The 14,959-nt window shown below is 47.9% G+C and carries 12 protein-coding genes; 2 read left to right on the top strand and 10 right to left on the bottom strand.

Annotated features, from left to right (window positions below):
- Positions 1–44: 44 nt before the first annotated feature.
- The 5 genes from K331_RS0124210 to K331_RS30390 all read right to left on the bottom strand — a co-directional run bounded on the left by K331_RS0124210 (position 45) and on the right by K331_RS30390 (position 6,425).
- A complete protein-coding gene (locus tag K331_RS0124210) occupies positions 45–920 on the bottom strand; it encodes a carbohydrate ABC transporter permease (protein ID WP_028592269.1) in 876 nt (291 codons plus the stop codon).
- 21 nt (positions 921–941) lie between these two features.
- Positions 942–1,826 (bottom strand): carbohydrate ABC transporter permease, encoded by an 885-nt coding sequence (locus tag K331_RS0124205; RefSeq protein ID WP_028592268.1) that lies wholly within the window; start codon positions 1,824–1,826, stop codon positions 942–944.
- Positions 1,827–1,862: 36 nt separating this feature from the next.
- The gene (locus tag K331_RS0124200; RefSeq protein ID WP_028592267.1) at positions 1,863–3,170 is read right to left on the bottom strand and encodes an ABC transporter substrate-binding protein; all 1,308 of its coding nucleotides are present in this window, start codon (positions 3,168–3,170) and stop codon (positions 1,863–1,865) included.
- Between the two features lie 194 nt (positions 3,171–3,364).
- Positions 3,365–4,762: a response regulator gene (locus K331_RS32375; protein WP_028592266.1), complete on the bottom strand. Its 1,398-nt coding sequence runs from the start codon at positions 4,760–4,762 to the stop codon at positions 3,365–3,367.
- Positions 4,728–6,425, bottom strand: coding sequence for a sensor histidine kinase (locus K331_RS30390; protein ID WP_051290002.1), 1,698 nt, complete (start codon positions 6,423–6,425; stop codon positions 4,728–4,730). The genes K331_RS32375 and K331_RS30390 overlap by 35 nt, the downstream gene beginning before the upstream one ends.
- Before the next feature lie 682 nt (positions 6,426–7,107).
- On the opposite strand from K331_RS30390, the gene K331_RS0124185 reads away from it, so the two are divergent.
- Positions 7,108–9,561 (top strand): GH36-type glycosyl hydrolase domain-containing protein, encoded by a 2,454-nt coding sequence (locus K331_RS0124185; protein ID WP_028592265.1) that lies wholly within the window; start codon positions 7,108–7,110, stop codon positions 9,559–9,561.
- A gap of 618 nt (positions 9,562–10,179) precedes the next feature.
- Positions 10,180–10,959, top strand: coding sequence for an ABC transporter ATP-binding protein (locus K331_RS0124180; RefSeq protein WP_036635699.1), 780 nt, complete (start codon positions 10,180–10,182; stop codon positions 10,957–10,959).
- Positions 10,960–11,195: 236 nt separating this feature from the next.
- On the opposite strand, the gene K331_RS0124175 is transcribed toward K331_RS0124180, so the two are convergent.
- The 5 genes from K331_RS0124175 to K331_RS0124155 form a co-directional block, all read right to left on the bottom strand.
- A complete protein-coding gene (locus K331_RS0124175; RefSeq protein WP_028592263.1) occupies positions 11,196–11,609 on the bottom strand; it encodes a hypothetical protein in 414 nt (137 codons plus the stop codon).
- 43 nt (positions 11,610–11,652) lie between these two features.
- Entirely contained in the window at positions 11,653–12,012 is a 360-nt protein-coding gene (locus K331_RS0124170; protein WP_028592262.1) for a hypothetical protein, read from the bottom strand.
- A 61-nt stretch (positions 12,013–12,073) separates the two neighbouring features.
- On the bottom strand, positions 12,074–12,505 hold the full coding sequence (locus K331_RS0124165) for a hypothetical protein (RefSeq protein ID WP_028592261.1): 432 nt from the start codon (positions 12,503–12,505) through the stop codon (positions 12,074–12,076).
- A 570-nt stretch (positions 12,506–13,075) separates the two neighbouring features.
- Complete coding sequence (locus K331_RS0124160; protein WP_028592260.1) at positions 13,076–13,474, bottom strand: Imm7 family immunity protein; 399 nt, start codon at positions 13,472–13,474, stop codon at positions 13,076–13,078.
- 8 nt (positions 13,475–13,482) lie between these two features.
- A complete protein-coding gene (locus tag K331_RS0124155) occupies positions 13,483–14,610 on the bottom strand; it encodes a WXG100 family type VII secretion target (protein ID WP_084165556.1) in 1,128 nt (375 codons plus the stop codon).
- Between the last annotated feature and the right edge of the window lie 349 nt (positions 14,611–14,959).

Genomic DNA, 14,959 nt, shown 5'->3' with positions numbered 1-14,959 from the left:
ACATGCACGATCCCCATTTAACTATTCCTCTGACTAACTCTGCCTCATCCCTTCACAGCTCCATCCATCAGCCCATGAATCAGTTGCTTCTGGAACAGCAGGATGATGAGCAGCAGTGGTAGTACACTGATGACCGAGCCGGACATGATCAGCTCATAGGGCGTCCGCGCACCCGATTCCAGAGCCCGAACAGCGAGCGATACCGTCTGCTCGCCTGGTGAACGCAGGACAATCAGCGGCCACAGGAAATTATTCCACTGATTGACGAAGGTAATAATACCGAGGCTCGCAAGCGCAGGCCGTAGATTCGGTAATACGACATGTGTAAAAATTTTGAACTCCGAGCAGCCGTCAATTCGTGACGCCTCCAGTAGCTCCGTATGAATGCTGTCACAGTATTGGCGCATGAAAAAGATACCGAACGCATTAGCCACATTCGTAATAATGACACCCCACGGATTATCGATCAGTCCCAGCGAACGGTAGATCTCGAACATTGGAATAATCGTCGTCTCGGACGGGACCATCATGGAGGCCAGTACAATGGCGAAGAGCAGGCTTTTGAAGCGGAACTGGTATTTCGCAAAAGCATACCCTGCAAGCGTACAGAAGAACAGCGCTAGTGCCGTATGAATTACAGTAATAAATAGACTATTGTAGATGACCGTGCCGAACATGCGCTCCTTGAACAGGATTACATAGTTGTTCCATTGCGGGTTGACAGGGATCCACATCGGCGGATTCAGAAAGATATCCCTTCGCTCCTTCAGTGAGGAGCTGACCATCCAGAATAGCGGGAACAACGAGGCGATCGTGATCAGCACGAGAATGGTATAGGCGCTTGCTTTTTTTAGCGTATTTCTGACTCGAAATGGAATTCGTGATTCCTTATTGTGCATATTCGCCGTTGCTGCTGGCATGGTGTTCTCACCTCCGCTCACTTAGTCTTTGTCTCGGGATACACGCAGTTGAATGAAGGTCAAGGTCATCATCAGGAAAAAGAACATGACAGCTATTGCCGAGGCATATCCAAAATTCAGATTGCGGAAGCTCTCCTGATACACCAGCAGCACAGGTGTCATGGTCGAATTGACCGGACCACCCTTCGTCAGAATGAACGGCTCCACGAACAGGCCGTATGAACCCAAGGTCGAGAGCACGAGACAGAAGACCAGAATTTTCTTAAGCAAGGGCAACGTAATCCGTGTAAAGGACTGGAAGGGCGATGCCCCGTCCATATAGGCCGATTCATAGACCTCCTTGGGAATATTCTGAAGCCCGGCGAGGATCAGAATCATGTTATAGCCCATCCAGCGGTACATGACCATGGCAGCAACTGAGACGCGGGCCCACCAAGCGGAATCCAGCCATTGAATCGGCTGCGCAATAATACCAAGCTTGGTCAGGATGACATTCACCAGACCATTTTCACTGTTGAGCAAAATGGTAAAAACAAACGAGACCGCGACAACTGCCATAATATTCGGGGTGAAGAAGGCCATTCGAAAAAAGCCCTTCCCATTCACCCACGCCTGATTCAGCAAGACTGCGACCAATGTTGCAATCAGCAGCATCAGCGGCACATAGAGCAGCATGATAATTCCACCATTAACAATCGAGAGCCAGAATACATTGTCTTGGAACAGACGGACATAATTGTCCAGACCGACGAAGGTCTTGGTCTTGCCTCCATTCCATTCCACCAGGCTCAGATAGAATGAATACAGAAACGGATACAGCAGAAACACCATGAACAGGATGAAGAACGGAGAAATAAACACATATGGAGCGGACCTCTGCTGCCATCTCCACCACTTGGAAGCCATCGACTCATCCCTCCATAAGATTAAAGTATCGGTAGATTATTTACGGCTTGTACGACTTCGCAGCTCGTCAGCAGTCTTCTTGAACGTATCGGCGACTGAGGCGTTGTTCAGGAAGACCTCAGCGAACGCATCCCTCATCAACTGATTGGCTACCGGGAAATCCACGGTATACGCCTGCGGATAGATCTGTCCCAGTGCCTCGGTGAATACTTCCCGTACAGGCTGATTACCAAAGTACTCGACAGGCTCTGCGTAGGCTTCATCCTCAAAGGTCGTCTGCAGCGATGGCAGGAATCCGCCCTCCTCCATCATTTTCAGCTGCGAATCCTCGCGTCCCAGCATGAATTCGATGAAGGTCCACGCCTCCTCCGGGTGCTCGGAATTCGCATTAATCGCCAGATTGGAGCCGCCGTCGTTGGCGCTGGCATAAGGGTCCGATTCAGACCATTTCGGCATCGGCACGACGCCCCATTTACCTGAGCTGTCCGGATCAATCAGATTGGAGAGCAGGTTATCGTACCAGGCTGCACCTACAATCGTCGCAATGTTCCCATCGGCAAAGGCATTCAGCCAATTCTCGGAGAAGGCTTCTGCATCCACGATCAATCCATCCTTCACCATGCTGGCGTAGAATTCCCCGGTCTCAATGACTTCCGGAGCATCCAGCGACACATTGCCATCCTTATCAAAATACCATTGCCCCCGCTGCCACATCATCGTCTCGAAGAAACGGTTGTTGGAGCGTGTGCGGGAATCCGCGAACATGGCCTTGCCTGTCTTTTCCTTAATTAAGTTGCCTGCTTCCTTATAATCCTCAAAGGTCTTGATCTGCTCCGCTACCTGGTCCGGCTCAGTCGGCAGCCCAGCAGCCTCGAAGATATCCTTCCGATAGAACATCACGACAGGACCGCTATCCCATGGCATGGCGTAGACCTTGTCGTCCTTCATGGCATCCTCCCATTTGAAAGGCACCATTTTATCGCGATACGGGGCTGTCTTCTCGGTCAGATCATACAGCGCGTCAATGCTGACCATCTGCGCCAGATTGCTGGATTCCACCGCCACGATATCCGGCATCTTATCGCCTGTATTCGCCGCAATCAGGAATTTCTGATAGAGGTCCGTCTGACCCATGAGCTGATACTCAATCTCGATATTCGGGTGGGCCTGCTTAAACGCTTCCATATTCGTGTCCAGACCAATCTGGGCTGAGTCCCATATCCATACGACAAGCTTGACCTGCTCGCCCGAACCATTCTCACTCGAGCTACTACTGGAGCAGCCTGTAAGCAGAATGATTAAGGATACGACGAGCAGCGCAGATTGCTTCAATTTCTTTACCATGCCTGCATCCCCCTTGTGATGTGTGATATGCAGTGTGCCCTACCATGCTTCGTAGTGCACGCTTCCGCTTTATCGTACCGAACAGTCGTCTGCCTTGAAATGGATATTCATCTGTAATTTATTGTTCATTTGTTCGACCGCTGGCCAGAGCTCGCTCGCTTCCTGAGCTTGTTGTCATTTTGTTTTTGAGTGCCTCACTTCTCTGGCTTCTCCCTATATTCGGATGGCGTCATGCCCGTATAGCGCTTGAACCATTTGCTAAAATGGCGGTTATCCTCAATCCCTACCTTCTCGCAAATGACGTGGATCTTCCAATCCGTCGAAGTCAGCAATTCCTTGGCCTTGTTCATTCTCCGGCGGTGGAGAAAATCCAGAAAGCTAATACCCATCTCCTTTTTAAACAGGGTACTGAAATGACTTCGGCTTAGCCCGACATGGCCTGCCAGCTGCGAGGATACAATCGGCTCCTGCACATGGTGATCGATATACCGAACAGCATGCATGATCGGCTCAGAGATGGATGGGCTATGCATCTCGTACTGCTGCTCCAGCTCTGCATTTCGCAGCATTCGCGCAACCTCTTCCATATAATCGTAGGTATCGGCTGGCAGCTGACTTCGCTTCCAGGTAAGTCGAGGCTGGCTATGATGCAGCTCCACCAGTCTCAGCATGATCTCATCCGCATGTACCTCTGGCAGCATCAACAGCAATGGTCCCATTCCCTGTGTCGATCCCAGCGTAAGGATTGGCCCACGTCGGCCCATTCCCGCTAACTGCAAGGCTTTCAGCTCCTGTATCCACGAGCGCTGTGCCTCCTCCTCCAGTCCAAATGCGACAATCATGACGATCTCGCCCGTTGGTTCCTCAGACGGCCTTGCTATGGATTGGGTCTTGTCAGACTGTGCATATATATCCCGCTGTGCTTCGCCCGATGATAGTTCAGCATTTTGTTGCTCGCTACTATTCAATAGCCTGTCAACGTGCCGGTGCTCCTCACTTTGGAAATCCCCTTCATTGCATAGCTGCCGGTCATTGCATAGATATCCGTCACGGTCCAGATATGTCCGAATTAGCTGATTCAGCCTGTCAGCATCTCCTCTCTCCTGAAGCCATTTCTGGTACAGCTGCTCCAGCTCCGTATAGATGGATGCAGTTTCTGAACTCTCCCCACTCAGAGGAACCTTGACCTCTCCTTCCGCTTCGCTACGCTCCCACTCCTTGGTGATCTTGTCCAAATAGCGATCAACCTCCTGCACATCCATCGCTGTCTTCAATAGATAGCCGGATGCACCAAGAGCCATACCCTGCTGAGCATAGGCGAAATCGGAATGGCAGCTCAGGAACAAAATTTTGACCGCAGGATTATCCTCCTTAATGCGCTGTGCCAGCTCAAGTCCGTCCAGCCCTGGCATGACAATATCCGTGAAGACGAGATCCGGTCGATGCTCCTGATACATGTCCCATGCAGCCTGCCCATTGGGCGCGTTAGCCACCACCTTCATGCTCCAGCGCTCCCAGTCCACCATATGCATTAGCCCGATTCGTACCAGACGTTCATCATCCGCGATCAGGACCGTTCTCATTTTCGTCATCGGTTGTCTCCTTTTCCAGGAAAGGTAGGCGAATCTCGATCATAGCCCCGTCTGTTACATCAGGCATAATCCGGATGCCGTAGTCCTCCCCAAAATGTAATTTGATCTTGTGATCCACGTTGTACAAGCCCAGACCACCTCTGCCCTTGAGCGGAGGTGCGGCGCGAATCGTCTCGGCGTCTGGCGCGACACCCTTCCCGTTATCCGACAGCAGCAGCACAATATGATCGCGTCCGCGGAAGATCTCCAGCGTAATGATTCCCACTCCGTCATCGAAGGCATGATAGAAAATATTCTCGAACAACGGCTGCAGGGTCATTCGTGGAATGAGGGCCTGCTCCAGCCCCGGCTCCACATCCTCAATGTATGTGAAGGCTTCGCCATAACGGTAGTATTGAATCTTGAGATAATGTCCGATCGTGGCAAGCTCCTCTTCTAGCGGAACCAGCTCCTGCCTTATATCCAGATTCTCGGACAGCAGCGCACCCAGGTGGTAGATCATCCGATCAATGTCCGTGCGCCCAGCAATACGAGCCCGCCACTGGATCGCATTGAACGTATTCAGAATTAGATGAGGGTTAATCTGATAATGGAGCGCTCTCAGCTCTGCTTCCTTCTTCAGCTGCTCTGTCCTCGTAATATTGGCCACCAGCTCCCGAATCTCACGAGTCATGGAGTTGAAGCGGTGTCCCAGCCGTGACAGCTCATCATCACCGCGCACCTCTACTTGCGTATCCAGCTTGCCATGGCTGAACTCCAGCATGGACTGATTCAAGGTAACGATGCGTCTCGTCAGATTCGCCGACAGCCATCTTGCCAGCAAGAAAGCCGCGATTAACGACAGAATGCTGATCAGGATTGCATCATTGCGAATGACAAGCGTCGATCTATTGAATTCCTCATACGGAACACGCGCAGTGATCTGCCAGCCATTCAACTCCAGTGTTCGCCGGAACTCGATATCCCGCTCCGATTCGGGGTGCTCTCCCTCTGTCCGGTAAATGAGTGATCCTTCTGAATCTCGTATTTCCAGGTACGAGTTGGTATCCATTTCATAGGATCGGAACAGGGCTAGCATCTCGCGTGCATTCACATCGACGACAATTCTGCTGCCGATCGGCACGCCCGCCTTAAGCTGGATCGGTACGATCAAACTAATGAGCGGATTGCCGGGCCTTGGGGAGCTATAGTAAGAGCCGTCATGAAATCCGGTCCATTGCCAGCCGCCGTCGCTTGAATATTCCTTCCACCAGGGCATCTCGATGAGCTCACGGGTATTCATATTTCGACTGGTCAGCATCTGGCCATCCGGTGTATACACATATAGCCCTTCAACGATTTGTGAGACGTGAAAGGAGAGGAAGTCCAGGAAATGATTCATTTCCTGATACTCTGCATAGGTCGCAGGCTCGCTGGTGATTTTTCGGCCCGGAGCCAGTAGATAGCTCTGAATATCACGGGAGATCGCATCCATCTCCTTCAAATGCATGTTGGTAATGGTCTCAAGCTGGTGCATGGCATAACGGTTATAGTCCTGAAGCTGTTCCCTGACGGTCAACGTGGACTTATGGTACGACAGCAGGCTCAGGGCCAATAGAGGAATGAATGCGCATCCAAAAATAAACAAGGTCATCTTGCGCTGGATATGATGTGCGAAGAACAAGACACGCTTCACCACTTTCTATGTGGATAGTTGATATGAATAGTTAATGTGCATGAGCTACTGCATCTGTGCATCGTTCATGCTGGAAGCAATCTCTGATGCGTTAACCCCATACTCCCCCCATTATATCGAAAGTCCTTTCAACGGATGGGTTCTTTTGTTTGGGAGCATGTGCATATTTGTTTGTTCCTCTTCCCGTGGACAGATTTTCTATTATAGTAAGTAGTGGCTGTATGGTTAGAAATGCCTGTTTAGTAAGGAGTGCCTGTAAGTAAGGGGTGCCTGGTATCGTTTGTTGTAACTGCACTTAAAGGAGGATTAGGAGCTCTTCCAACAGCCTTTTTTGCACGCACAGGTGTGAGATTTTAAGGAAAGCAGTTAAAGTTTTTTATGACCTGCCTGAACGGGCAGGAATTCGTACTCGGTAGCTAGAATGATATCCGATAACAGGCCGTCATAGCGTGGAATGCCCTTGCATACACATGACATGGGATCGGAAATCCGCTTTTGGATCTGTTCTGCTATGGAGGATACGATCTATGAATTACGTATTACGAATCACGAATTATGAATTACAACTACGAATTACAAATTTACAAAGAGCCTCACAAATATCCGAAAACGTTTTCCGAAATAAGGCCTGTCCATCCATTTCGCGAATCAGGAGAGGAGTTACGATCAAATGAAGTACGGTCATTTTGATGATGCGCACAAGGAATATGTTATTCACACTCCACAGACCCCCTATCCATGGATTAACTACCTGGGCAACGAGAAGTTCTTCGGCTTGATCTCGAATACAGGCGGCGGCTACGCCTTCTACCGGGACGCGCGGCTGCGCAGACTGACCCGCTATCGGTACAACAATATTCCTGTCGATAACGGCGGACGTTATTTCTACGTCTACGACGAAGGAGATTACTGGACGCCAGGCTGGATGCCTGTCAAGAAGGAGCTCGATAACTACGAGTGCCGGCATGGGCTCGGGTATACCTCCATTACGGGTGAGCGTCATGGGGTGAAGGTGAATCAGCTGGCCTTTGTGCCACTCGGCTATAATGGCGAGGTGCATCAGGTAACTGTGACCAATACATCTGATCAGGTGAAACGTATCAAGCTCTTCTCCTTCGTGGAATTTTGCCTGTGGAATGCCTATGACGATATGACCAACTTCCAGCGCAATCTGAACACGGGCGAGGTTGAGATTCAGGATTCAGTCATCTATCACAAGACGGAGTACCGGGAGCGTCGCAACCATTATGCCTTCTTCTCCGTGAACCGTCCAATTGATGGCTTCGATACCGACCGCGAATCCTTCCTCGGCCTGTATAATGGATTGGATACGCCGCAGGTCGTTACCTCCGGTGAACCATCCAATTCCGTGGCCAGTGGATGGTCCCCCATTGCCTCCCACTGTCTAGAACTGACGCTGCAGCCAGGCGAGCAGACCAGCCTGAACTTTGTGCTGGGATATGTAGAGAACGAAGAGGCTGACAAATGGGAGGCTCCAGGCATTATTAATAAGACACCTGCGCTGGCCATGATCGAGCAGTTCGCTACCGAAGAGGACGTCGAGCGCTCACTCGCGGAGCTTAAGGCGTATTGGGAGCGCTTGCTATCGACCTATGCCGTAGCCAGCCATGATGAGAAGCTGAACCGGATGGTGAACATCTGGAATCCATATCAATGCATGGTTACGTTTAACATGTCGCGCTCCGCCTCCTATTTCGAGTCGGGCATCGGGCGCGGGATGGGCTTCCGTGATTCCAATCAGGATTTGCTTGGGTTCGTGCATCAAGTACCTGAGCGGGCCAGAGAACGCATTCTCGATATTGCCTCCACACAGTTCGAGAGCGGCGGTGCTTATCACCAGTATCAGCCCCTGACCAAAAAAGGCAATCATGAGGTCGGCGGCGGATTCAATGATGATCCGCTCTGGCTGATCGTAGGCACGGCAGCCTACATCAAGGAGACGGGTGACTTCGCCATTCTGGATGAGCAGGTGCCGTTCGACTGCAACCCAGACAACACAGCTACCCTGTTCGAGCATCTGAAGCGCTCCTTCTACCATGTCATCGAGAATCTGGGGCCACATGGACTGCCGCTGATCGGCCGCGCCGATTGGAATGACTGCCTTAATCTGAACTGCTTCTCCAATATTCCGGATGAGCCGTACCAGACGACGCAGAATATTGAGGGCCGGACGGCCGAATCCGTCTTCATCGCAGGACTGTTCGTGTACACCGGACCAGACTTCATTGAGCTGTGCAGCCGCAAAGGCTTGAACGAGGAAGCAGCTGAGGCACAGGCCCATGTCGACACGATGCGGGCTGTTACGCTAGAGCATGGCTTCGACGGGGAATGGTTCCTGCGGGCATATGATCATTACGGGCAGAAGATCGGCAGTCAGGAGAATGAGGAGGGCCAGATCTTCATCGAGCCGCAGGGCTTCTGCGTCATGGCTGGCATCGGCGTGGAGGAAGGGCTAGCGGAGAAAGCACTGAATGCGGTGCAGGATCGGCTGGAGACACCATACGGGATTGTCCTGCAGAATCCGCCGTATTCCAAATACTATCTGAACCTCGGCGAGATCTCCTCCTATCCCCCAGGCTATAAGGAGAATGCGGGTATCTTCTGCCACAACAATCCATGGATTATGATGGCTGAGACCGTGCTTGGACGCGGAGATCGGGCCTTCGAGCTATATAGTAAAATAGCGCCAGCCTATCTGGAGGATATTAGCGACGTACACCGGACGGAACCGTACGTCTACGCCCAGATGATTGCCGGCAAGGATGCTGTGCGTCAGGGCGAAGCCAAGAATAGCTGGCTGACCGGGACCGCTGCCTGGAACTTCGTAGCGATTACGCAGTCCATCCTGGGAATTCAGCCGGACTACGACGGACTCAAGGTCGATCCATGTATTCCAGCCGACTGGACCGAATTCACCGTTACCCGCGTCTTCCGTGGCGATACCTACGTCATTCGCGTGTCCAATCCACAGCAGATCAGCAAAGGCATCGCGTCCATTCAGCTTGATGGCACAGCCATTGACGGTAATGTGTTGCCTGTGATCGGAGACGGCGGAACGCATCAGGTGGAGGTTGTACTTGGCGTGAAGGTTGCACAGGTGTAGAGGTTAGATGTAGGGATTAAAAAATGTAGGGATTAAGGGATTAAGAGATGTAGAGGCTGCACAGGATTAAAGCGTGAACTAGAAAAGCTATAACTGTTGGGTGCGTAAAGATTGGTATGTAATGATTGCACAAGTATAGAGCTTTAAAGTTGTTAATGTGCAAATAAATTACTGTAGCCGTTAGTATGGACGACGGCCATTCATAGAAGAAGCTGCAGCACTCATTCGTTGGGATGCTGTAGCTTCTTTGTGTTATTTAATTTATTAGCGTTACTTGGTTTTGGCGTTGATTATTAGCATTGCTCGTTTTTTAGTGCTGCTTTGTTTTTCATATTCCCTTGTCTCTTTGTGAGTTTCTTAGGAGTTATTGTTGATTGCACCTTCTGGTATTTGCTCTTCTTTCTTCTGCCCTCTTGTCTTCTTTTCTTCTCTTTGTCACTATATCTTTCTCTTCATTATCTTTTTTCTACTTCTGCATGTTCTTTTTTCAGGCTGAATCCTTTATCATGGATAGATAATAAAGATGCATGGCGGACATTCGACGGCAATTCCGACCATATTCCAACACACGCAGAATCCCAACACATGCAGATTCATCAGAAAGAAGGCCTAGTAGATATGATCATAGATGTACAGAACGTAAGCTGGACAAGAGGTGTGCTCACATTACTGAACAATGTTAGCTGGCGCGTGAACGAAGGAGAGCACTGGGCGTTGCTTGGTCTGAATGGCTCGGGCAAGACGACTCTACTAAATATGATTACTGGGTATCAATGGCCCACGAAGGGCTCCATCTCCGTATTAGGCGAGCAATACGGCAATGTAGATCTGCGGGAGCTGCGCAAATCCATTGGCTGGGTAAGCTCCTCCCTGCAAGAGAAGCTGCATCGCACAGATCGGACGCAATATGTCATCATTAGCGGCAAGCATGCCACCATTGGGTTATATGATGAGCTGGACGATCAGGATCTAGAGCGGGCCAAGGAGCTGATGGAGACGCTCGGCTGCGCACATTTGTGGGACCGGGAGTATCAGACTTGTTCCCAAGGAGAGAAGCAGAAGCTGCTAATCGCCCGCGCCCTCATGGCGAACCCTCGTGTCCTGATTCTGGACGAGCCATGCAATGGCCTTGATCTGTTCTCCCGTGAGCGGCTGCTGGACAGTATTCGGGATTTGTCCGAGCGCGAGGATACGCCCACCCTGATCTATGTCACCCATCATACGGAGGAAATTCTGTCTGTCTTCAGTCATACGCTGTTGCTACGACGCGGAGAGGTTGTGAATAGCGGCCTGACCTCGGACCTGATGACGACGGAGGTGCTGAGCAGCTTCTTCGAGGCTCCGGTGGATGTTGAAAGGCATGGAGAGCGGGTCTATGTCCGGGCAGCTTTGGGTTGAGGATGTATATGGTAGGGCTCCAGTTTATTTGAAAGAACCCTTTGACATGTATCCGTTCTATTTGTCAGAGCCTTGTAATAGTGCTGGCCAGCATAAAAGAGCTCATTCCTACTTATATTCAAGTTGGAATGAGCTTTTGCAATTTAACAAGTGCTTGATTAGTTTAGTGTTTGGTTCATCGGTTGTAATGTATCTTCTTGTTGTCGAAGTTATAACCCGACGCAATTTGACAAATATCAATTTGAAAACTTCTTGATAAAATCCTCAAACATTTTTTGTGTAGCAACGCCGCACTTTGGAAGAATCTCATTGATTCTTTGCATGATTTCCTCAGTTGACACTAATCCAATATTAGTTGAATTCAGAATCACTCTTAATGAATCAACACACGTTGTAAATAATTCCTCATCATCTACACTAGTGAGTAAAAGTAAACTTTTAACTACTGCATCATCATTAACATCACTATCAACACAGTAGGCATATCTGACTTGCCAATCAATAGATTTTGAAAGAATCTGACTCAATAATTCTTCCCAATCGTTATTATTGAACTCTTCTAGCATCTCTCTAGCAATGGAGAATCCTTCATCGTACCAATAATCCGTTGTAAACTCCCCTGATAAATACTCATCTAATTCTTCATACATTTTCAAGTCCTCCTACTCACGTGTAGTGGCATAATGTCCTTACTCATCTCTGCTCAGTTTCTACTAAATGTCCCCCAAATACTTGCCAACATAATTTTAGTTCACCTTCATGGTCATCAATCAAAAAATACCCTGTTATTTCTGGAATTACTGCTATTTCAGAAATTTGTTCCTTCATAAAACCTAAATGATACTCTCTTAGATCTGCTCCATAAAATATATAGGTAGTCCAATTCACTTGAGTTTCAGGGAAAACCCACGCTGATTGATACAATTTACGTGTGCTATAATTTAACTCAGTGTCACTATAATTCTCAGTAAATTCCATACATATTTCTTTAATTTTACCAACATTGTGTTCCTCAAATTCAAACCAACCTCTTATTGATATGTACTTCCCCATGTGTGTTTTCCATAACTCCTTTCTCTTCTAAATAATTTCGAGTTTTGGGATGGACACCATTTTATTGTTTGACCCAGTATCCTTGAATTTCATTGAATGCGGTTATGGCGTCTGCTCTAATATTCTTGTTCTCATGATCTAAATATTTAGTAAGGCAAGATAAGTATTTCTTGTTATGAGTGAAGCCTAACATCGTCAATGCAGGGTGAAGACATTCCTCAGGGAGACTTTCAACATGGGCTGCTAAAATATCAAAGTCCATATCATCAATACTTTTATAAGTTGCTGCGATAAGAATTGAATTAAATATTTCTTCTTTTATTACTACATTTTGCTCTTTAAGTCCTAAATCGAGTAATAATGCAATCAATTCTATAAAATGACCGATTGAATTATTATACGACTGAAAGACATCACAAAGATGGCTAAGAATCTCTATCTTTTCATCAGTATCTGTACCAGTTAGTATTCCCCGCAATTCATCTATCTCCAATCTCTTCACCTCATTTCAGTAAATGGTACATATATCTCATTAGCAACTGCCCCATTTTTAATCAGCTACCTAAGCATCCTTTTCTGAGACACTCTCGTGAAGAGTTATCCAACCATGATACCTAGTACGGCAATGCTGTAATGTCTAAGTGGGGTCTAGTTCGTAAGCCTTCACCATCTATATCAGAGAAATGAAAAAGACCACAACACGGGTGGCTTGCCCGCATTGTGGCATCAATGTTGAATGTATTGCACACTCTTGTTGCTGAAGCTGTAAACCAGCACAGATTAGTTCCCGGGATTCTTATAACACCAATCCGGGTCATATGGTCTGCTAACAGTTCTCTTTTTTCATTGGACATAATGGAAGTTTGAACTTCTCCTAGGGTCATATATATCTTCAAACACTCTGTGACATCCTGTTGGAGTATCCGTTGTACTTAGTTACTTGATTGGGGGCTCGAACAAAAGAGCTCATTCCTATTTATATTCAAGTTGGAATGAGCTCCTTAAATATTAGCCATTTTGGTTTATCGGCTTTAATACGCTCTTATTATTACCATGTAACCAGTCACTCGTCATCCTGCACCACGGGAACAAATGGGGATAACAAGACATCTTTTTTATGTTGTATACTTCCTCTAGCTAAAACGAGTACTTTAAACTCATTATCATACCCTTCAATATCCTCATCATCTCTAGTATATAGCAATCCATATGAACCAGGTGCCTGTTCTGCAATGAATTGATATAGTTTAATTATTTCTTCTGCCTCAGCCGCTTTACGATTCATAAACCCACCTGCAGAAAGATGATATTCTCCATTTGCAGGGTACACTTTCAGAATTCCACTATTCCAATCTAAATCCGAGATAAACTTCTCAATGTTTTTAATAATACTATCTAGGTTTCCAGCATCCACTTCTGAGATATTCTCATGAATAGTTATCCAACCATGAAACTCAAACATTTTCTCACCTACTTTAATGGTTTAGTATCAATTACAACTTCAATTCCATATCTACTGCTGTACTCCTTCAACTTATCAATTACAGATTGTGCAGGTTGTCCTTCAAAATGATAATACACTGTTTTTCCGCTTTCCTGTGCAGCTTCAAAAGTAGCTTTCATTTGGTTACGAACACTTTTGTTGACTGTTTGCAATGCTGGTTTAGATTGAGCAACGTATTGGTCACTAACTGCATCAAACTCACGATGATCGGGATCATTGGAGTACTTCACACGAGATTGACCACTAATTCTTACAGCTAATGCATCAGCTGCCGCGTCGGGTTTGTTTACTTTGACCAGATCACCTGAGTAGCGCTCTACATTACCCATCGCCACCCCCGACTGCATATTCTTCTCTGCCCTGACAGCTTCTATGTTCTTCTGAATCTTCTGTACCACAGGATGATTGGAGCGTAGACGGTACGGCCCTTTGCGACCTGGCATACTACCGCGAATAGCCTGAATCCCCATTAAGACTTGGCTCAGCTTGAGAGTCGTGACCATCATCGCCGCATAGTTATCGGACACGCGCTCCCCTGTGAAGGGATGAATCCCTTCCTGAAATGCTTTGATCTGCAAGGTCATGATATCTTCACCGAGGGGTTCCGGTTGTACATCTGCTTGCATCGCATTCACGTCTAGATGGCCTTTATCCCGCTCATAGGCCTGCAGCGCTGCCTGATCGGTTACCCCCTGTTCATTCACCGGAAGCCTTTTCCCAAGAAACGAGTTATATGCCATACGGTAGCCTGGCCCGGCATCTGTAGACGCTGCTCCATCCACATCCAATCCTACAGCTCCTCCAATTGCCGCCTGATACCTTCCCTGCTCGGCATCCGCTTCTGAGAAGCGTGTAGCAATTGACTGTAGTTCCATGGTCATCCTTACCATATGTTCTAATGCCCGCTCCAGCACGGGACGAGAAAGCTCATAATCCTGGAAGAATCTCTCCTGCGTCATCCCCATCCACAGTGACTGCATGGACACCAGATGCCCATACAGCTGGCGGTTCATTTGCTCCAATTGCAGCCTACCCTGATCTACTTGTTGAGCTATTTGATAGAGGTGCTCTGGATTAATTTTAATCATCGTCATAGGCTTTCTGCTCACTTATTATATGATAATAATAGGTTAGCAGAAGGCTCGATATTCAGGCACGCACCTATATTCCTATTTTTACCACAGCATTAAATATGAACAATATACCTATTCTGGATATTAACTCCGGACTCAAGGACTATTGGACCCGGGGCGCCTCAATTTGTTCTTATGCACCTTTTGTACCATTCAATGGTTATTTAATCAAGGAGATGACCTGACAACTCATTCATAGTTTCTTTTGTCCTTTGAATTAACCTCTGCACAGGTTCTCTTTGCTCCCCATTTAAATCCCCCTCAAAACGATCCCCTACCTCAGACAGGTACTGAATTGTTCCTATAAAAA

Source organism: Paenibacillus massiliensis subsp. panacisoli DSM 21345, assembly GCF_000426545.1.
Classification (GTDB): Bacteria; Bacillota; Bacilli; order Paenibacillales; family Paenibacillaceae; genus Paenibacillus; species Paenibacillus panacisoli.
This window is presented reverse-complemented; position numbering and strand designations above follow the sequence as displayed.